This is a genomic window from Hymenobacter chitinivorans DSM 11115 (genome assembly GCF_002797555.1).
In the GTDB taxonomy this organism is placed as follows: Bacteria; Bacteroidota; Bacteroidia; order Cytophagales; family Hymenobacteraceae; genus Hymenobacter; species Hymenobacter chitinivorans.
In genome coordinates this window covers 672,141-690,574 of record NZ_PGFA01000002.1, presented here as the reverse complement: position 1 = coordinate 690,574, position 18,434 = coordinate 672,141, and the positions used below count along the sequence as shown (strand labels likewise).

Here is an 18,434-nt window from a genome sequence, read left to right as displayed (position 1 = left end):
CTTTATCGGGCCAGCATTCGCCGCCAGGTCCCTTTCTGGACGTTGTATTTGAGGGTGCTGGGCAGGGCCTGCCAGAAGTACTTGTTGATTTCGACTGCGAAGCTGGGCTGCATGTAGCAGTTGATGGTGCAGCCCTCACACTGGGGCAGCCGGCCTTCCAGAGCTACCATCCGCCCCACCTCCGGCGACTGGTAGAGCTCGTAGAGCTGGCCCTGAATGGGGAATTTCTGCTCGCCTAAGTGGTAGCAGGGCACCACCAGTTCGTTGCTCGGCGAGATGACCAGCGTGGTGCTGGCGGCTTTGCACACGGGCGCGGCCACGTGGTTGCCACCGTCCTTGCGCAGCTGAATAAAGGCCTCGTTCAGGTATACACCCCGCTTCTTGCCGAAGGCCGACAGATAATCCAGCTCGGCCGGAGTCAGCTGCTCACCGGTTTCCACGCTGTTGTACTCAAAGGCCGGATTGATGATGAGCATCAGGCCGTTGGGCTGGGCAATGTCGCGGTACACGGCTTCCAGGTCGTGCAGGTTTTCACGGAACACGGTGAATAAAATATCGGGCCGCTCCCCCAGCTCTTTGGCCACCCGGATGCTTTCCAGCACGAAGTCGTAGCAGGCCACGCCCCTGCCCTTGTCGTGCACTTCCTTCTCGGAGGCATCCAGGGAAAAGTGCAGCATATCGACCTTGCCGCGCAGCTTTTCGGCGTACTTGGGGTAGAGCAGGCAGTTGGTAGTCAGGGTCGTGATAAAGCCCATGTCGTGGGCCAGACCCACAAACTCGTGAATCTGTCGGTGCAGCAGCGGCTCCCCACCGGTAAAGTCCATGACGCTCACGCCCAGCCGCTTCAGGTCCCGCAGGTTCTGCTCCACGTCGGCCAGCTGAATATAGGGCGAGGGTTTCTCCCAGATATCACAGAACGAGCACCGCGCATTGCACCGGTAAGTGACGTAATAGTTGCAAAGCACCGGGTGACGAACTAGACGCATAGTGAGGCTAAAGGTACGCAGGAGTCGGCTGGGTGCCGCGGCAGGAATCCGGTACTCGTAACCGGATGCAACCAATTCTGTTCCGTGCAGATCTTCCCAGTATATCATCCACGTCTTTTACCCAGCCTATGAAATTTTCAATGCTATGGCTTGCCGTTGTGGCGCTTACTACCATTGGCCTCAGTGCCTGCGACAAAGAACAGGTCGAATCAAGTGCGGAGTTTGACCAAACACCCATCCTTTTCGGTTCGTTTTACGGAGAATGCCAGGGAGAAAGCTGCATCGAAATATACAAGCTCGATACCCAGGCGCAAACCCTGCAAGAAGACACCAAGGACGCTTATCCCCGTAGCGACGCGCCCTATGACGGCACGTTTGCAGCCCGCAGCCTGGCTGAGTATACGCTGGTAAAAGACTTGGTTTCGCAAATACCCGCCGAGTTACTGCGGGAGAAAGGCCCTGTTATCGGCTCCCCCGACGCCGGTGACTGGGGCGGCTATTACGTGGAAGTACAGCAGGCCGGGCAGCGGCGCTTCTGGCTAATTGACACCCAAAAGCGTAACCTACCCGTTTACCTGCACGCCTTTACGGACACACTGAAAGTACGCCTCAGTAAGTTGCGGTAGCAGCTAGTGCTGCAGAGTCCCGCGCTTAATGTCCCACTGAGTAGGCGTAGCGGCTAGGGCCTCGGCCGTGGCCGGGCCGTAGTGCTCCAGATAATAGTTGCAGAAGCCCTTCAGGGGGCAATTGGGACAGTCGGGCTTGGTAAAAAAGCAGATGTGCTGCCCGTGCCAGTAGTTGTGCTTGTGAAAGTTGAGCAGCACCAGTGCATCCTTTGGCAGCTGGGCCAGCAGCACCTGGTGGGCTTTTTCCACCGACACTTTCGGCCCGATCATACCCACGCGCTGGGCCACCCGGTGCACGTGCGTATCGACGGGCAACACCGGCTTTTGGTAGTTGAAGAGCAGCACCAACGACGCGGTTTTCAACCCGATGCCCGGCATGTCGGTCAGCCACTCCAACCCTTTTTCCACTGGCCAGTCGGCCAGGAAATCGAGCGTGAAGCTGCCCTGCTCGGCCTTGAGGCGGCGCAGAATCTCCTGAATGCGGGGCGCCTGGGTATCGGGCCAGCGGGTGGTCCGGATAGCGTGGGCTAGGTCGGCCGTCGGCGCGGCCAGCACGCCTTCCCAATCCCCGAAGGCCTCCAGCATCCGGTCGTAGGCCAGCTCTTCGTCGTGGTGGGTGGTGCGGTGCGAGAGCAGGGTGCTAATCAGCTCCCGCATGGGCGTGCGGCGCGGTTTAGGATCGAGAGGGCCGAAAAACTCGTTCAGAACCACGTGGTCCTGCCAGGTCTTGTCGGCCGCGGGCAGCGAATAGGCATCGGTCATGCTTGGTTGTACCGCTCCCGCTTCTGCCAGGTTGCCTCAACAGTGTGGATTCTGGCGGCCCGGCCACTAGTGGCCGCCGCATTACCAGACACAAAAAAAGGCGGCACCCGAGGGCACCGCCTTTTGACATTGGCAACTTACGAGCTTAGATGGTGCCTTTTTCGGCAGCCTTCTTCAGCTTTTCGTTAGCGAAGATGGCAACTTCCACGCGGCGGTTAGCAATCCGGCCGGCTTCGGTCGAGTTGTCGGCTACCGGCTGCTTCGAGCCGTAACCCGTTACCGTGAAGCGCGAAGCATCTACCCCTTGCTGCTGGGCGTAGTTGGCCACGGCCTGAGCCCGGCGCTGCGACAGAGGGTCGTTGATGGCGTCCGAACCGCTGGTGTCGGTGTGGCCTTCCACAATAACGTTGGTGTCGTTGTATTTGATGAGGGTTTTAGCCAGCTCAGCAATATTTTCCTGGGCCGTCGAGGTCAGCGCAGCCGAGTTCTTGGCGAACAACAGGCCCGAATCGAAGGTGATTTTGATGCCTTCCCCAACCCGCTCTACGCGGGCACCAGCCATTTCCCGCTTCAGCTCAGCGGCCTGCTTGTCCATGCGGCGACCAATCAGGGCCCCGGCACCACCGCCCACGGCAGCACCAATGATAGCACCTTTGGCCGTGCCCGACTTACCGCCAATCACGCGGCCCAGCACGGCACCGCCGGCGGCACCACCCAAGCCACCGATGATAGCGCCTTTAGCCGTTTTGCTCCAGGGCTTTTTCTCCGTGGTAGTCGTTGTCTGAGCCTGAGCGTAGCTCGTACCCAGCAGCAACACTGCCATCATAATTGCGAAATACGAACGAAGGGTTTTCATCTTGTTGGGAGTTAGTGTTTTTGGTGTGATGTAAATATGCAGAGGTTTTTCTTTTGATGAACAAACTTCTGCTTTTGCCAGAAAGTTTGACCGTCTGTTGTCAAGCATTTTGCAATCCCCTTGCCAAACTATATCAAAGGGCAAAAAAATTTAAAAAAACCTGTTTTCAGTTCCGAAAAGCGTCTTTTCAAGGCGAAAGAATATTTTTACTAACGCCAAATAGAGACAATCTATTGCCATCACCGACTTGATTAAAGCCATTCTTTTATCGCCAGCTTTCTATTGTTTATTTACGCATAAATCAGCTTTCAACTGGCAGTTTCTATTTATAGCTAATTAGTTTAAATTAATCTTAGTCAGGGTGCTAAGTTTCTACTGCTATTGATTAGCCCAAAAATGCCAACAAAAAGGCCGCACCAAAATGGTGCGGCCTTTTATGTGTTTAAGCTTGGTTTGGCAGCTTACAGGGTGCCGTTCTCAGCAGCCTTCTTCATTTTCTCGTTAGCGAAGATGGCAACTTCTACGCGGCGGTTAGCCTGCTTGCCTTCAGCCGTGGTGTTGTCGGCCACGGGCTGCGACGAGCCATAGCCTTTGGTCTGAACACGCGAAGCATCCACGCCCTGGCTGATGGTGTAGTTGGCCACAGCCTGAGCGCGGCGCTCCGACAGGGGCTGGTTGATGGCGTCCGAACCGGAGTTGTCGGTGTGGCCTTCGATGATGACGTTCGTGTCGGGGTACTTTTTCAGCACTTCAGCCATCTTGGTGATTTCGGTTTGCGAAGCCGCACGCAGATCCGACTTGTTGGTGTCGAAAAGGATGCCCGAATCGAAGGTAATTTTGATACCCTCGCCAACGCGCTCCACGCGGGCGTTTTTCATGTCGCGCTGCAGTTCTTCGGCCTGCTTATCCATCTTGCGGCCAATCAGGGCCCCACCGGTACCACCCACGGCGGCGCCAATGATGGCACCGGCTGCGGTACCGTTTTTACCACCGATTACGCGGCCGAGCACGGCCCCAGCAGCGGCGCCGGCGCCGGCACCAATCAGGCCACCTTTGGCCGTTTTGCTCATACCGGTTTTGCGGGCGCCCGTGCCATTATTGGTCGACAGGTCAGGCTGGCTAGCGGGCTGCGACGAAGCGCAGGAGCCGAGGAACATGGTCAAGGCCATGAACAGGGCCAGAAGGGATTTGGGAGATTTCATCAGAAGAGAATTGGTGGAAAGAAAAAAAGAGCGGGTTTGCTTACCAGTCCGGATGTGCTTACTTGACTTGCTGGTAAAATGTTCGCCAAATATAGCCTGCTGGCTATACGGAGCTGAACAACAGATTAAAATTTTCGACCAGGTGAAAAGGAAAGCCCGTTCAGCGCCCCGGAAAGGCGTTGAACGGGCTTTTTCCAAAAAGCTTGCCGAAAATTTGGTCCAACTTAGCGTAGCGTCGGCTGGGGCTGAGCCACAGCTACTTCCGCGGGCCGCAGCATGGTCAGCAAATCGGTGAGGCGCTGCTTGAGGTCCTTGCGGTCCACGATGAAGTCGAGGAAGCCGTGCTCGAGCACGAACTCGGAGCTTTGGAAATCCTTGGGCAAATCCTTACCAATGGTTTCTTTGATAACCCGCGGGCCGGCAAAGCCAATCAGGGCGCCGGGTTCGGCAATGTTGAAGTCGCCGAGCATGGCGAAGGAAGCCGTGACGCCGCCCGTGGTGGGGTCGGTGAGCATGGAAATGTAGGGAATGCCGGCTTCGGAGAGCAGGGCCAGCTTGGCCGAGGTCTTGGCCATCTGCATCAGGGAGTAGCCAGCCTCCATCATGCGCGCCCCACCCGACTTAGAAATCATCAGGAACGGAATGCGGTTTTGGCGGGCGTAGTCGATGGCACGGGCAATTTTCTCGCCCACCACCGAGCCCATGGAGCCCCCGATGAATTTGAAATCCATGCAGGCCACTACCAGCTCCAGGCCGTTGAGGCGGCCGTGGGCCGTGCGCACGGCATCTTTGAGGCCGGTGCTTTTCTGGGTAGCGGCCACGCGCTGCGGATAGGCCTTGGTATCGACGAAGTGCAGCGGGTCGCCGGAGGTCAGGTTCTCGTCCAGCTCGGTGAACTGGTTGTGGTCGAACAGGATTTCGAAGTACTCGGCCGAGTCGACCCGGTCGTGGTGGTTGCACTTGGCACAGGTGTACAGCAGCCGTTTGTGCTCGGCCATGGTGGCCACCGTTTTGCACTCCGGACACTTGTACCACAGGCCGTCGGGCGTCTCCTTCTTCTGCTCCGTCGGGGTGACGATGCCTTTCTCTACGCGCTTAAACCAAGACATTGGGGTAGTCATTCTTATTAGTTGGAAGCTGCAAGGTAAGCGTAGCGGGGCCGGCGGCCAATACGTAAGCGTTACTTGCGGGCTGTGTGGCAGGCAAAGGTAAGTCAGCGGCCCGATTACATTGCTATGCAGCGGGCCTCGGGGCTTTTACGCAAGCGTAATGGCTTGGTCGAGGTAGACGTCCTGAATGGCGTTGAGCAGCGCTACGCCTTCGGCAAAGGGCCGCTGAAACGCCTTGCGGCCCGAAATCAGGCCCTGGCCGCCGGCGCGTTTGTTGATGATGGCCGTGCGCACGGCATCGGCCTGGTCGGAGGCACCTTTGCTTTCCCCACCCGAGTTGATGAGCCCGATGCGGCCCATGTAGCAGTTGGCCACCTGGTAGCGGGTCAGGTCGATGGGGTGGTCGGAGGAGAGGCTTTGGTACATGGCCGGGTGGGTTTTGCCAAACTTCAGGGCCGCGAAGCCGCCGTTGGTTTCGGGCAGCTTCTGCTTGATGATGTCGGCCCCGATGGTGACGCCCAGGTGGTTGGCCTGCCCGGTGAGGTCGGTGGCCACGTGGTAATCCTTATCGGCAGTTTTGAAGGCGTCGTTGCGGGTGTAGCACCAGAGCACGGTGGCCATACCCAGCTCGTGGGCCCGCTCGAAGGCCTGGCTAACTTCGATAAGCTGGCGGTTGGACTGCTCGGAGCCGAAGTAAATGGTGGCGCCCACGGCCACCGCGCCCAGATTCCAGGCTTCTTCCACCGAGCCAAACAGAACCTGGTCGAACTTATTGGGGTAGGTGAGCAGCTCGTTGTGGTTGATTTTAACCAGGAACGGGATTTTATGGGCGTATTTGCGGGCCACCGTCCCGAAGGTGCCAAAGGTGGTAGCCACGGCGTTGCAGCCGCCTTCCAGAGCCAGCCGGATAATATTTTCGGGGTCGAAGTACATCGGGTTAGGCCCGAACGAGGCCCCGGCCGTGTGCTCGATGCCTTGGTCGACGGGCAGAATGCTCAGGTAACCGGTGCCAGCCAGGCGGCCGTGGTGGTAGAGCTGCCCGAGGCTACGCAACACCTGGGGCGGCCGGCTGCTAGGTACGAAGCAGCGGTCCAGAAAGTCGGGGCCCGGCTGGTGGAGCAGGTCGCGGCTGATGGTTTTGCACTCGTGCTGGAGCAGGGCCTCGGTTTCGGCACTCAGGGAAAGTGGGGTAGCCATACGCAGTGCGGTAAAAGGTAAGCTTGAAGACGTAAACAAATATAAGCCGAAAAACCAACGCCAGCGGGCCGTGACTGGCAGATGCGGCCCGGCCTCATTACCTTGCCGCGGGGAGACTGATTCCCAACGAAATCAGCCCCCTAGTAGTGCTTATTCAAGATAATACCTGCGTGAAAAAAACTCCTTCTCTCCTGCTGGGCCTGGCCGTGCTGGCGGGCACGGCGCTGCCGGGCTGCGTGGCTTCCAAAAAATACGACGACCTGCGGGCCCGGCAGCAGGCCACCGAGCAGGGCAAGGCCGAAGCCGAGCGTCAGCAGCGGCAAGCCGTGACCGAGCTCAAAAAAGCCACCGACGAGCTGACCGAAATGCGCCTCAACAACAAGCGCCTCACCGAGGACTCGGCCCAGACCGGCAACGCCCTGCGCCGCACCCGCTCGCTCTACACCCAGCTCACCGACAGCTACGACAAGCTCCTCAAAAACAGTGACCGGGCCATGGCCGATAAATCGGCCGACTATAACAAGGTGGCCAAGGACCTGGCCCGGCGCGAGGCCGAGCTGGGCGAGCTGGACACCAACCTCCGTCGCAGCAAGGCCGACATCGACAAGCTCAACGCCGACCTGAAGGTGCGCGAGGCCCGGCTGGCCGAGCTGCAGCAGGCCCTGGCCGACAAGGACAAAGCCGTAAATGACCTCAAAGCCAGCGTGAGCAACGCCCTGCGCGGCTTCCAGGGCACTGATTTGCAGGTGAAGATGAAGGACGGCAAGGTGTACGTGTCGCTGTCGGAGCAGCTGCTGTTCAAAACGGGCTCGACCAAAGTGGACCCCAAGGGCCAGGAGGCGCTAAAGCAGCTGGCCGCCGTGCTCAAAAACCAGCCCGACGTGAACGTGGTAGTGGAAGGCCATACCGACAACGTGCCCTTCAGCCGGCCCACGGCTGCCATGCAGGACAACTGGGATTTGAGCGTGCTGCGGGCCACCGAAATTGCCCGCCTCATTACCAGTGGTGGCGTGGAGCCCCAGCGCATCACGGCCTCGGGCCGCAGCCAGTACATTCCGGTGGCGGCCAATGACTCGCCCCAGAACAAGGCCTTGAACCGCCGCACCGAAATCATCCTGACGCCCAAGCTCAACGAGCTGCTCAAGATTCTGGACTCGAACTCAACGACTGGCAAGTAGGCCCGCACAGCTGTTGTTTCCGGCCTGAACCTACTGTATTTTAACGGAATAAACTGGACAAAGCAGCCGGCGGGCTGCTTTGTTTTTTCGCCCAATATTCTTCTGTATTTCACTCAACGCCTACCTTCTATGCAGCACCGATTCTTGCTTCGTTTACTATTTCTGGGCCTTATCGGCCTTGGTTGGAGTGTCTCCGCCCGGGCCAGCCACATTCTGGGCGGCGACTTAACGTATGAGTCTTTGGGCAACTTTTCCGACTACCGCAAGTACCGCGTCACGGTGCGTTATTACCGGGACATTTCTACCTCAGTTGAGACCGGGCCCAAAATCACGCTGCTGGCTACCAAGGATGGCTGCTCCTTGAGCACCCCGGGCAGTTTGTCGGCGACTCTGTACCGCACTAGCCAGACGATTATCTCCCCCGCGGGCTGCGCGTCCGGCTTTTCGTACCAACTCAACATTTTTGAAGGGGAGGTTATGCTGGAGCGCGGCCAGTGGCTGCTTAGCGTGAATGAGGAAAATCGGTCGGCGGGAATGCGCAACGTGGTGAACTCCGCCGAGAAGTCCTTCCACGTGGAGGCCTACCTGAACAACCGCGCTTTCCCGGCCAACAACTCCCCCAAGTTTACGTCGTTTACCCTGCCCTACCTCTGCGGCAACCAGGCGCACCGTTATAGCTTCAGCTCTTTCGATGTGGATGGCGACTCGCTGGTATATGAGCCCGTTCAGCCCCAAACGCAGATTCAGAGCGTCTTGGACCCCTGCAGCGTAGATATTCCTTACAGCAGCTACCCCGCCGGCCTTTTCACCGACCCCGTTAGCGGGCAAACGGGTGGCTACTCGTCCGGGACGTATTCGGCGGCGTATCCGCTGGCCTCTTTCCAGGTAATCAACGGGGTGGCCCAACCCTATTTTCAGCTTAACCCTGCCACCGGCGAACTGCTGGCCCAACCCCAGCTGCAGGCTACCGGACCGTACATCGTAGCCGTGCGCGTAAACGAGTTTCGCAAGCTGGCCGGCACCTGGACCAGAATCGGGAGCGTGACGCGGGATGTTATTTACACCGTTTTCAACGGGCAGGGCAACCGCAACCCCGTGCTCAGCGGCCTGCAAATTGACACCAACCCCGCGGCGCAGTCCCCGGATCAGCTGATTCCCGTGGCGGCGGGCCAAACCATTACTCTCACGCTCAGCGCCACCGACCCCGATGCCGGCCAAACCACCCGCATCAGCAGCGACGTGGCCAGCAGTATTCCGGGGGCTTCCTTCCAGACGCTGACCAACGGCCGCGGCCAACTCACCTGGCAGGTGCCGGCCACGCTTAAACCCGGGCGCTACCGCTGCACGGTCACGGTTGCGGACAATGCCAACTGCCCCTTCAGCGGCTCAGAGGTCCGGACGCTGACCTTCCAGGTGAGCGGTACCACGCTGGCCACCAAAGCCGCTTCGCCCCAAATCCTGACGGCCTTTCCCCTGCCTTTCCACGACCAGGTGCAGTTTCAGCTGGCCGCCCGCACCACCCAGACCGTCGTCATCACCGATGAGCTGGGCCGCGAAGTAGCCCGCCTCAACAGCCGCCCCGACGGCCTGGTCATCTGGCAGCCCGCCGCCGCGGTGCCCGCCGGCCTGTACCTTGCCCGCACCGCCGACGGCCGGCAGGTGGCCCGCCTGTTACATTCGGCTCAGTAAATTAGTCGTATTCGCAGCCAACAAAACGGCCGGCTTTCCACCACGGGAAAGCCGGCCGTTTGGCGTTTACCAAGGCGGCAGTTTACTTGGTCGTCGGCAGATTGACCAGCAGGCGGGCGAAGTAGAAGCCGCCGTTGTAGCCAAACTGGTTGGGGTTGTAGATGGTCCGGCCCCGGTTGGTGTTGTCGCGGGAGGAGTTGTAGGCCAAAGCTCCCACGGCGAAGTTTTGCTCGTTGTTGAGCTCATTCACGCGGTACTTGTCGGGGTAGACGTCGAAGATATTGTTAGCCCCCACCGTCAGCCCGATTTCCTTGTTGAGCTGCACGGTCAGGGTCAGGTCGGTTATCCACTTGGCCGCAAACGTCTGGTCGATGCTCGAAAACAGGAAGCCGTTGTTGGCCCCGGGGTTGTCGAGGCGGGCGTCGCGGTACTCCACCGAGCCGAAGCGCACGGTGCGGGCCTCCACGCTGAACATGCCGAAAGAGTAGCCCGCCGTCAGGTTGATTTTGCTCCGGGGCTGGGCACTCTCAATCCGGCCCCGCTGCTGCCGGTCGAATAGCGTGTTCTGCAAGCCAGTCTGGTCGGCATCAATCGTGGACGAGCTGTTGACTTTGCGCACCTCGGTCTTGTTGAAGTTGGCGGCAACAGTCAGCGTGAGGCGGCCCGGACCCAGCTCCATGCGGTTGTTGGCCACCACATCGATGCCGCGGGTGCGGGTATCAATGGCGTTGGCAAAAAACTGCACCTGGCTCACCGGCAAAGTGCCCAGAATGGCGGCCACCGTGGCATTGGCCCGGCTAAACTGCGACGACAGCACAATCCGGTCCTTGATGTCAATCTGGTAGGCATCCACCGTCACGCTGGCCGTGCGCAGCACCCGGGCCGTGACGCCGAGGCTGTAGTTTACCGACTTTTCCTGCTTCAGAGCTGGAATTCCGAAGCCCTGCTGACCCGTGCCGCCCGGCGTGAAGCCGTTGCGCACGATGGGGTTGTCGTTATTTACGGTCAGCACCTGGTTGGGGGCGCCCTGCACAAACTGGGTACTGGTGTTGGTGAAGTAGCGCTGCTGTAGTGAAGGCGCCCGAAAGCCGTTGCTCAGGGCTCCGCGAATGGCCACATCGGGCAGAATGCTGTAGCGGGCCGCCACCTTGCCGCTCACGTTGTTGCCAAAGTCGCTGTAGCGCTCGGCCCGGCCGGCCACGCCCACCAGCAGCTTTTCGGTGATGTCACTTTCCAGGTCAACGTAGCCGGCCGTATTGGTGCGGCTGCGGTTCACGGCGTCGGAAGGCTGGTAGCCGGGAAACACCTGGGCCCCGGCCGCGGCCGGGGTGCCGGGCGCAATCAGGCGGCCGTAGGTAGCGTAAGAGCCCGGCTCCCCGGCCTTGATGCGGTAGTTGTCGTCGCGGTATTCCAGGCCGAAGGCCACGTTGAGCGTACTCAGGGCCGCCACATCGGTGAAGTGGCGGGTGAAGTTCAGGTTGGACGTGTTTTGCCGGAAGGCAATGCTGCCGGCGTAAAAATTGGTTGGACTCAGGCCAATGGGCAGCGAAGCATTGAGCGTGTTGCTGATATCGAAGCGCAGCTCGTTGCGCCCAAAGGTGTTGCTCAGATCCACGTCAAAGCCCGCCACGCGGGTGCGCAGCCCCGAAATGATAGACTGGTCATCAATGAGCGTGTTGATGAAGGGCAGAAAGCCGTTGGGGTAAATGGTGGCGTCGATTTGGGTCAGCTGGTTGGGCAGGCGGTAAAAACCGGCGGCCTTGCCCGTGCGGTGGGTGGCGCCGGCCGTAATGTAGGCTTCAAGGCCCAGGGCGGGCACCAGCGTGTAGCCAAAGTTCAGAAAGCCCCCGTAGTTGCGGGCTTCCGACTGACCCAGGCGCAAATTCTTCCGGTCGTAGCCATTCTGGGCCACCAGGGCGTCGTCCTGGGCTTTCAGCTCCCGGCGCTTGGCCTCAGTATCGGCGCTGCCGGGGTAGTTGCCGCCGTTGCCGCCCAGGTAAATCAGCGGGGCCGTATCGGTGCCGGTACGGTTGGTGTAGCTGCGGTTGCTGAACTGCCCGCTCAGGTCGAGGAAGCCGCGGCCATTCAGGCCTACGCCCACGTTGGCATCGGCCTGGTAGAGGCGGCCGTCGCCCTCGTAGGTTTCGCCCACGGTGCTGCTGGCCTGCACGCCGGTGGTATCGTCCTTGAGCTGAATGTTAATTACGCCGGCAATGGCGTCGGACCCGTACTGGGCGGCGGCCCCGTCGCGCAGCACCTCAATGCGCTTGATGCTGGCATTGGGAATCGTGTTCAAATCAGTGCCCACCGAGCCGCGGCCCACCGTGCCGTTGATGTTGACCAATGCCGAGGAGTGCCGCCGCTTGCCATTCACGAGCACCAGCACCTGGTCGGGACCCAGACCGCGCAACGAGGCCGGGTCTACGTGGTCGGTGCCGTCCGAAATGGCCTGGCGCGACGATTGAAACGAGGGCGCCACGTAGGTCAGAATCTGGGACACGTCGGTTTGGGCAAACACCTTGATTTCCCGGGCCGAAATAACGTCGACCGGGGCCGTGGTCAGGATGTTGGAGCGGCCCTCGGTGGCTCGGGAACCCGTCACGACCACCTCACTGAGGTCGGTGGCGGCATCCTGCAGGCGCACGTCGAGGCTGGTGCGCCCGTTCACCACGATTTGCTGAGCGGCCGAGCCCACGGCAGAAAATACCAGGGTGGCCGCAGGCGGCACCGTAATGCTGTAGCGGCCGTCACTGTCGGTAGAGGTCCCGTTGGTGGTGCCTTTTTCCAGCACCGTTACTCCGGGCTGGGCGCTGCCGCCGGGCCCGGTTACCCGGCCCGTCACGGTCAGGCTCTGGGCCTGGGAGTGGCCCGCTAGTACCAGCAGAATTACCAGTAGCGAGTAAGCAAAGAGGAGAGGTCTTTTCATAGGAACGCAACGGTTAGAAGGTGAAAAATGGAAAAGAGCTAAGCCTGCGGCGCGGCCCGGACGGCGAATTGCGCAATACTATATAGCTGATTTACATAAATATATCTTAGAACACTGTCTTCCCGGCGTACCACAGCCGCTTAGTACCGGCTGTTTTGACCAACATCCAGCCGCTGGCCCTGGGCGGCAACTAAGCTAATATAATAACGGCCAGTTGGTTGCATAACCAACAAGAGGTATGATTCGCATTTATTAGAACATTTCCAATATCAATTTAACTCTTAGAAATAAATATTCATATTTTTACTAAACTTATTTATATATAAATATATTTGACCCGCCTCTCTGTGTTATTCGGAGATGATCCTACGATTTCAACTTATCAGCTCTGTTGCCGGCCTACTCCTGCTGCTTTTGCGCGGGGTCAGCAAGCCGTGTTTCTTTTTCCCTTCCACCTTATTGCTCTCTGCTCATGCGTACCTACCTCACCCTTTCGCTTCTTGCTCTCGGCCTCAGTGGGGCCTTCCTCTCCTGCTCCACGCCGGAACTCGACGACCTGAACGCCCCAACCCGCGCAACCCAGGCGACCAACAAGAAAGCGGAGTTAAGTGCTCCTACTTTGTCCACCGTCGAAGCCACCCAGACGTCTATTACCCTGCGCGTCACGGCCGGGGCCGGCGAGGGGGCTCCCGCCGGGTTCAGTCTGCAGTGGATGAGTGCCGCCGATTACGTTGCTAACGGTAACAGCTGGCTTTCCTCTGACGACCCACGCCTGTTTAAAGCCTCTTTTTCGGGCAATGCCAACCAGTCGCGCTACAACTTAGCCCCGAACCAAAGCGTAACGGTTAACATTGGGGAGATGCTGTTTGATAACGGGGCCTCCACCACTTCGGCCAAGGCCCTGAGCTGCATCACCCAGCAGTACGTGTTCCGGGCGTTTGCCCACGCAACCAGCAGCCTGCAGCGTAGTGATTTTACAGCCCCATATCAAGCGGCCACCCTGTCCTGCCGCGCCAGCGCCACCTGTACCTTTACCCAGGACTACTGGCGCACGCACGGCCCCATTCCCGTGGGCAACAACCGCAACGAGTGGCCTCTGACTTCCCTTACCCTGGGCACGACCACCTACACCGACCTGCAAGCGCTAAGCATTCTGAATACGCCAGCTGAGGGCAGCGCCCTGCTCACTCTGGCCCACCAGCTTATTGCCGCCAAGCTGAACGAGGCCAAGGGCGCCGATGCTACCAGCATCAGTCAGTACATTGGCAGCGCCGACGCCCAGCTGGGCAGCCGCAGCTTACTGCCCGGCACCACCACCGACCAGCCCACCAGTTCCTACCTCGGGGCCGTGTCTACGCTCACCCAGCCCCTGCTCAACTACAACGAGGGAGCTACCGGCCCGGGTCACTGCGCCGAGGCGGAAGACTAATCCTGGCTGACTTACATACCGCGGGCTCCCGCCTGGCCTGGCGGCCGCGCGGGAGCCCGCGGTATGTAACGCCCTAGCCCCGCGCCCGTACCGGCTAGCGGCGCCACCACTGCTCGGGTAGGGGCCCGGCGGCTACTTCCACTCGTTGTCCAGGCGCGGGCAAAAGCAGAGGCACGTCGGGGCCGGCGGCGGCCAGCAGCCGCTCCACGGGCTCGGTCCAGGCGTGGAAGGCCAGGTTGAAGGTGGCCCAGTGCAGGGGCAGCAGCGGGCCACCACCCAGGGCCCGGTGGGCGGCCAGGGCGTGGTCGGGGCCCATGTGAATATCGGCCCACAACGCATCGTAGGCCCCTACTTCCAGCATGACCAGGTCGAAAGGACCGTAAGCTGCTCCGATTTCGCGGAAGGCGGCTTCGTAGGGGCCCGAGTCGCCCCCGAAAAAGGCGCGGTGCGTGGGTCCCAGCAGGCACCAGGAGGCCCAGAACGTATTGTCGCGGGTGAGGCGGCGGCCCGAAAAGTGCCGGGCCGGCGTGGCCACCAGCGTGTGCGCGGCCCCCAGCGTTACTTCCTGCCACCAGTCCAGCTCGGTGATTTGGGCGGCGGGCACGCCCCAGCGGCGCAGGTGGCCGCCCACGCCCAGCGGGCAGAAAAACGGCACCCCGGTGCGGCTTAGCGTCCGAATGGCGTCCTTGTCGAGGTGGTCGTAATGGTCGTGGGAGAGGATAACGGCGTCCAGCGGGGGCAGTTCGGTTAGGGCCAGCGGGGGCGCAAAGAAGCGTTTGGGGCCCACCACGCTCAGTGGGGAAGCCCGCAGCCGCCACACTGGGTCGGTCAGGAACCGTTTGCCATCCAGTTCAATCAACGTGCTGGAATGGCCAAACCAGGTCACGCGCAGGGCTGCCGCCGGCACGGGCTCGGCCAGGGCGGCCACGTCGGCCCGGAAGGGACCCAGCGGGGTTTTGGGCTCCCGCTCCTCGGTGCCGCGCAGCCAGCGGCGCAGCATCTGGCCGTAGTCCATCGACATGCCAGTGGGAAGGGTATTCAGGTACTTTTTGCCGGTAAACTGCGAGGGAGTTTTCATGCGGAAACAAGGAAAGCGAAGCAAACTACTGCTGCCCTAGACGAGCCAGCGGCCCGGATACTTTACTTGTCCGGCTTTATTTCAGGGCGGTCCTCACCACCGGCAGCGCCAGCTGGGCCCACTGCTGCATCTGCCGGCCCGAGTAGTGCAGGCCGTCGGGGGCAAACTGAGTGGCGTCGCCGGCTGCAGCCCGGGTGGCGGACGTTATATCGACGAAGACCACCCCGGCCTGCTGGCACTCGTCGCGCGCTACGGCGTTAAACTGGTCAATTTCCCGGCTTATCTGGGCCTGGTCGTACATCTGGCCAAACGGGGTGCGGCCCCAGTCGGGAATGGACAGCACGAAAACCCGCCCCGGCCGGTGACCGGCAAAGCGGGTGGCCGTGCCCAGCAGCTGCCGAAACTCGGTGCGGTAGGCGGCCTGGGGCAGCTGGCGAAACTGGTTGTTAACCCCAATCAGCAACGACACCAGGTCGTAGGTTTTCTGCTGATCGGCTTCCGCCAGGGCCCGCTGCAGGTCGGTGGTGGTCCAGCCCGTGCGGGCAATGCTCACCGGCGGGGCCAGGCCGGCCAAGCGGCTTAGCTGCGTGGTCCACCGGTCGGCCTCGGCCACGCCTTCCCCAATGGTGTAGGAGTCGCCCAGGGCCAGGTAGGTGTTGCCGGCGCCGGGCAGCTCCGAGCTCGGCCCGGGACTGGGCACGGCCCGCTCGGCATCGTCCTGGGTACAACCGAAGCCGAGAAAAAGACACAGAACCAGCAGGAAGCGCATACGCAGCAGAAAAAAGACCTGCCGCATATACGGCCCCCACCCGTCGGCAGATTGGCCCCACCCGCCAGCCTCTATTCTCCTTCGCACTAGCCCCACCGGATAAAATTCACAGGAGCTCGGATGATTTTCACAGGAGCGCCCGTGATTTTCACGGCAGGCCGCATGAATTTCACGCAAGCCCGAGTGAATTTCACGGGACGTCGGGTGAAAACCACGGGACGTCGGATGAAAATCATGGGAGCTCCTATGAAATTCATGGGACAGCGGATAAATTTTATACCGAGCTCCTATAAAAAAGATGGGAAGCCGGATGAATTTCATCCAGCTTCCCATCCAAAGTAGAGGCAGATTCGGCGGAGCCCGGGCTTAGCCGATGGCCTGCTGGAGGTCCTCAATCAAATCTTCCGCGTCCTCGATGCCCACGCTGAGGCGAATCAGGGAGTCGGAGAGGCCGGCGGCCTTGCGGGCTTCGGCCGGGATGCTGGCGTGGGTCATGGTGGCGGGGTGGCCCGAGAGGCTTTCGACGCCGCCCAGGCTTTCGGCCAGCGAAAACAGCTGAAACTTCTCCAGCACGGCAATGGCGTCCTCTTTCCGGTCGCCCTCGAGCACGAAGGAAATCATGCCGCCGAAGTCGTTCATCTGCCGGGCCGCTACGTCGTGGTTGGGGTGGTCCTGGAAACCGGGCCAGTACACTTTCTCCACCTTGGGGTGGGCCTTGAGGTACTCGGCAATCTTACGGCCGTTTTCGCAGTGGCGCTGCATCCGAATGTGCAGGGTTTTGAGGCCGCGCAGCACCAGGAAGCAATCCTGGGGGCCGGGCGTGCCACCGCAGGCGTTCTGGTAAAAGCTCAGGCGCTGGTGCACCTCGTCGTCGTTGAGCACGATGGCGCCCATCACCGTATCGGAGTGGCCGGCCATGTACTTGGTCAGGGAGTACACCACGATGTCGGCGCCCAGTTCCAGCGGGGTTTGCAGGTAAGGCGTCGAGAAGGTATTGTCCACCACCAGCAGGGCCCCGGCTTCCTTGGCTACCTGGGCGGCGGCGGCAATATCAATGACGTTGAGCAGGGGGTTGGTGGGCGTTTCCACCCAGATCAGCTTGGTGCGCTCGGTTACCTTGGCCCGCACGGCTTCCATGTCGTGCATGGGCACGAAGTGAAATTTGATGCCCAGCGGCTCGTACACTTTGGTGAAGATGCGGTAGGAGCCGCCGTAGAGGTCGTTGGTCGAAATCACCTCGTCGCCGGGCTGCAGCAGCTTGATGACGCAGTCGGTGGCAGCCATACCCGAGGCGAAGGCCAGGCCGTGCTTGCCGTTGTCGAGGGCGGCCAGGGCGTCCTGGAGCTGGGTGCGGGTGGGGTTGTGGGTGCGGGAGTATTCGTAGCCTTTGTGGTCGCCGGGGGAGCGTTGCACGTAGGTCGAGGTCTGGTAGATGGGCGTCATGATGGCCCCGGTGGTGGGGTCGGGATGCACGCCGGCGTGGATGGCTTTGGTACCGAATTTCATGGGTGAGGAGTTACGGAATCAACTGGGAAGACGGGTTATGCGGAGTTGGGCGCCAAAGGTAAGAAGGTAGCCGACAGAAAAGTTTCGCCAAATCGACAGCCGGCGCCTTATGCTCCGCCGTCCACCGGGTATCTTCGTGGCAAAATCCTATTCAACCCTAATCGGCAACTCGTTTGAAACAACTTCTACTGCTGTGGGCGCTGCTTTGTGCCGCCCTGGCCACTGCGGCCACCCCTACCCCATCCGATATTCCGGCCGATACCCTCGACCGGGAACAGGTTTACATCGACTCGGTGCAGGCCGCGCTGCATTACCAGACCGGTCGTATCATGCTGCCCAACGCGCTGGGCGTTCTGAACGTGCCCCCGGGCTTTCGCTACCTCGACGTGAAGCAGAGCGACTACGTGCTAACCAAGCTTTGGGGCAACCCTGACGGCGAGTCCTTGGGCATGCTCTTTCCGCTCAACCGCGGCCCGCTCGACGGCGGCAGTTGGGCCTTCTGCCTCGAATACGACCCCTCGGGCTACGTGCAGGATGATGACGCGGCCGATATCAACTACGACGACCTGCTCAAGCAGATGCAGGACGACACCGAGGAAGGCAACGAGGAACGCGAAAAAGCCGGTTACGGTCGGGTTCTGCTCATCGGCTGGGCCGCCAAGCCCTATTACGACGCCAAGCTCAACGTGCTGCACTGGGCCAAGGAGCTGCGCTTCAGCAGCACCGACGACAACACGCTCAACTACAACGTGCGCCTGCTCGGCCGCCGGGGCGTGCTCAACCTGAACGCCATCGGCAGCATGGAGCAGCTGCCCGAAATCCGGAATACCATCCCGGCCGTCATCAAGAGCGTGTCCTTTGCCAAGGGCCAGCAGTACGCCGATTTCGACCCCAAGCTCGACGAGGTGGCCGCCTACGGCATCGGCGGGCTGATTGCGGGTAAGGTGCTGGCCAAAGTGGGCTTCTTCGCTTTGATTGTGAAGTTCTGGAAAGTCATTCTGGCCCTGGTAGCCGGGGGCTGGACAGCCATTCGCCGGTTTTTCGGCGGCAAAACCGCTGAGGATTAAGCGCCGCTACGCCCGGGGCGGCCAACAGGATTTGGCACTCGGCAGCCTTCAGTC

Annotated in this window: 15 protein-coding genes; 5 read left to right on the top strand and 10 right to left on the bottom strand. The window is 60.6% G+C overall.

The features are described 5' to 3' along the window. Positions 1 to 2 precede the first annotated feature (2 nt). A complete protein-coding gene (locus tag CLV45_RS16570; protein WP_100337568.1) occupies positions 3 to 986 on the bottom strand; it encodes a radical SAM protein in 984 nt (327 codons plus the stop codon). A 128-nt stretch (positions 987 to 1,114) separates the two neighbouring features. On the opposite strand from CLV45_RS16570, the gene CLV45_RS16565 reads away from it, so the two are divergent. Beyond that, a complete protein-coding gene (locus tag CLV45_RS16565) occupies positions 1,115 to 1,612 on the top strand; it encodes a hypothetical protein (protein WP_100337567.1) in 498 nt (165 codons plus the stop codon). A 3-nt stretch (positions 1,613 to 1,615) separates the two neighbouring features. On the opposite strand, the gene CLV45_RS16560 is transcribed toward CLV45_RS16565, so the two are convergent. The 5 genes from CLV45_RS16560 to CLV45_RS16540 all read right to left on the bottom strand — a co-directional run bounded on the left by CLV45_RS16560 (position 1,616) and on the right by CLV45_RS16540 (position 6,738). Further along, positions 1,616 to 2,374, bottom strand: coding sequence for an endonuclease III domain-containing protein (locus CLV45_RS16560; RefSeq protein ID WP_100337566.1), 759 nt, complete (start codon positions 2,372 to 2,374; stop codon positions 1,616 to 1,618). Between the two features lie 145 nt (positions 2,375 to 2,519). Further along, a complete protein-coding gene (locus CLV45_RS16555) occupies positions 2,520 to 3,230 on the bottom strand; it encodes an OmpA family protein (RefSeq protein WP_100337565.1) in 711 nt (236 codons plus the stop codon). Positions 3,231 to 3,691: 461 nt separating this feature from the next. Beyond that, positions 3,692 to 4,432 carry an OmpA family protein gene (locus CLV45_RS16550; RefSeq protein WP_245882894.1) on the bottom strand — a complete coding sequence of 247 codons (741 nt, stop codon included), beginning with the start codon at positions 4,430 to 4,432 and terminating at the stop codon, positions 3,692 to 3,694. Between the two features lie 224 nt (positions 4,433 to 4,656). Next, positions 4,657 to 5,541 (bottom strand): acetyl-CoA carboxylase, carboxyltransferase subunit beta, encoded by an 885-nt coding sequence (gene accD / locus CLV45_RS16545; protein ID WP_100337564.1) that lies wholly within the window; start codon positions 5,539 to 5,541, stop codon positions 4,657 to 4,659. Positions 5,542 to 5,688: 147 nt separating this feature from the next. Then, positions 5,689 to 6,738, bottom strand: a complete 1,050-nt coding sequence (locus CLV45_RS16540) for a class I fructose-bisphosphate aldolase (RefSeq protein ID WP_100337563.1) — start codon at positions 6,736 to 6,738, stop codon at positions 5,689 to 5,691. Positions 6,739 to 6,908: 170 nt separating this feature from the next. On the opposite strand from CLV45_RS16540, the gene CLV45_RS16535 reads away from it, so the two are divergent. Both CLV45_RS16535 and CLV45_RS16530 read left to right on the top strand, forming a co-directional pair. Continuing rightward, positions 6,909 to 7,916 carry an OmpA/MotB family protein gene (locus tag CLV45_RS16535; RefSeq protein ID WP_245882893.1) on the top strand — a complete coding sequence of 336 codons (1,008 nt, stop codon included), beginning with the start codon at positions 6,909 to 6,911 and terminating at the stop codon, positions 7,914 to 7,916. Positions 7,917 to 8,045: 129 nt separating this feature from the next. Then, the gene (locus CLV45_RS16530) at positions 8,046 to 9,605 is read left to right on the top strand and encodes a putative Ig domain-containing protein (protein ID WP_157807588.1); all 1,560 of its coding nucleotides are present in this window, start codon (positions 8,046 to 8,048) and stop codon (positions 9,603 to 9,605) included. Positions 9,606 to 9,687: 82 nt separating this feature from the next. Here the strand turns inward: CLV45_RS16530 and CLV45_RS16525 are convergent, their stop codons facing one another. After that, positions 9,688 to 12,531 carry a TonB-dependent receptor gene (locus CLV45_RS16525; RefSeq protein ID WP_100337561.1) on the bottom strand — a complete coding sequence of 948 codons (2,844 nt, stop codon included), beginning with the start codon at positions 12,529 to 12,531 and terminating at the stop codon, positions 9,688 to 9,690. Between the two features lie 472 nt (positions 12,532 to 13,003). Here CLV45_RS16525 and CLV45_RS16520 point away from each other — a divergent pair, with 472 nt between their 5' ends. Further along, complete coding sequence (locus CLV45_RS16520) at positions 13,004 to 13,960, top strand: hypothetical protein (protein ID WP_100337560.1); 957 nt, start codon at positions 13,004 to 13,006, stop codon at positions 13,958 to 13,960. Between the two features lie 94 nt (positions 13,961 to 14,054). Here the strand turns inward: CLV45_RS16520 and CLV45_RS16515 are convergent, their stop codons facing one another. From CLV45_RS16515 to CLV45_RS16505, 3 genes are all read right to left on the bottom strand, one after another. Beyond that, entirely contained in the window at positions 14,055 to 15,038 is a 984-nt protein-coding gene (locus CLV45_RS16515; RefSeq protein ID WP_100337559.1) for an MBL fold metallo-hydrolase, read from the bottom strand. A 76-nt stretch (positions 15,039 to 15,114) separates the two neighbouring features. Then, entirely contained in the window at positions 15,115 to 15,807 is a 693-nt protein-coding gene (locus CLV45_RS16510; protein WP_100337682.1) for an SGNH/GDSL hydrolase family protein, read from the bottom strand. A 366-nt stretch (positions 15,808 to 16,173) separates the two neighbouring features. Next, a complete protein-coding gene (locus tag CLV45_RS16505; RefSeq protein WP_100337558.1) occupies positions 16,174 to 17,313 on the bottom strand; it encodes a cystathionine gamma-synthase in 1,140 nt (379 codons plus the stop codon). Between the two features lie 173 nt (positions 17,314 to 17,486). On the opposite strand from CLV45_RS16505, the gene CLV45_RS16500 reads away from it, so the two are divergent. After that, positions 17,487 to 18,380 carry a DUF2167 domain-containing protein gene (locus CLV45_RS16500; protein ID WP_100337557.1) on the top strand — a complete coding sequence of 298 codons (894 nt, stop codon included), beginning with the start codon at positions 17,487 to 17,489 and terminating at the stop codon, positions 18,378 to 18,380. Positions 18,381 to 18,434: the final 54 nt, after the last annotated feature.

Bases quoted from the DNA above. Each gene is read 5' to 3' on its own strand.
- CLV45_RS16505 (WP_100337558.1), bottom strand. From the start codon at position 17,313: ATGAAATTCGGTACCAAAGCCATCCACGCCGGCGTGCATCCCGACCCC.
- accD (WP_100337564.1), bottom strand. From the start codon at position 5,541: ATGTCTTGGTTTAAGCGCGTAGAGAAAGGCATCGTCACCCCGACGGAG.
- CLV45_RS16550 (WP_245882894.1), bottom strand. From the start codon at position 4,432: ATGAAATCTCCCAAATCCCTTCTGGCCCTGTTCATGGCCTTGACCATG.
- CLV45_RS16540 (WP_100337563.1), bottom strand. From the start codon at position 6,738: ATGGCTACCCCACTTTCCCTGAGTGCCGAAACCGAGGCCCTGCTCCAG.
- CLV45_RS16570 (WP_100337568.1), bottom strand. From the start codon at position 986: ATGCGTCTAGTTCGTCACCCGGTGCTTTGCAACTATTACGTCACTTAC.
- CLV45_RS16520 (WP_100337560.1), top strand. From the start codon at position 13,004: ATGCGTACCTACCTCACCCTTTCGCTTCTTGCTCTCGGCCTCAGTGGG.
- CLV45_RS16515 (WP_100337559.1), bottom strand. From the start codon at position 15,038: ATGAAAACTCCCTCGCAGTTTACCGGCAAAAAGTACCTGAATACCCTT.
- CLV45_RS16555 (WP_100337565.1), bottom strand. From the start codon at position 3,230: ATGAAAACCCTTCGTTCGTATTTCGCAATTATGATGGCAGTGTTGCTG.
- CLV45_RS16560 (WP_100337566.1), bottom strand. From the start codon at position 2,374: ATGACCGATGCCTATTCGCTGCCCGCGGCCGACAAGACCTGGCAGGAC.
- CLV45_RS16510 (WP_100337682.1), bottom strand. From the start codon at position 15,807: ATGCGCTTCCTGCTGGTTCTGTGTCTTTTTCTCGGCTTCGGTTGTACC.
- CLV45_RS16565 (WP_100337567.1), top strand. From the start codon at position 1,115: ATGAAATTTTCAATGCTATGGCTTGCCGTTGTGGCGCTTACTACCATT.
- CLV45_RS16530 (WP_157807588.1), top strand. From the start codon at position 8,046: ATGCAGCACCGATTCTTGCTTCGTTTACTATTTCTGGGCCTTATCGGC.
- CLV45_RS16525 (WP_100337561.1), bottom strand. From the start codon at position 12,531: ATGAAAAGACCTCTCCTCTTTGCTTACTCGCTACTGGTAATTCTGCTG.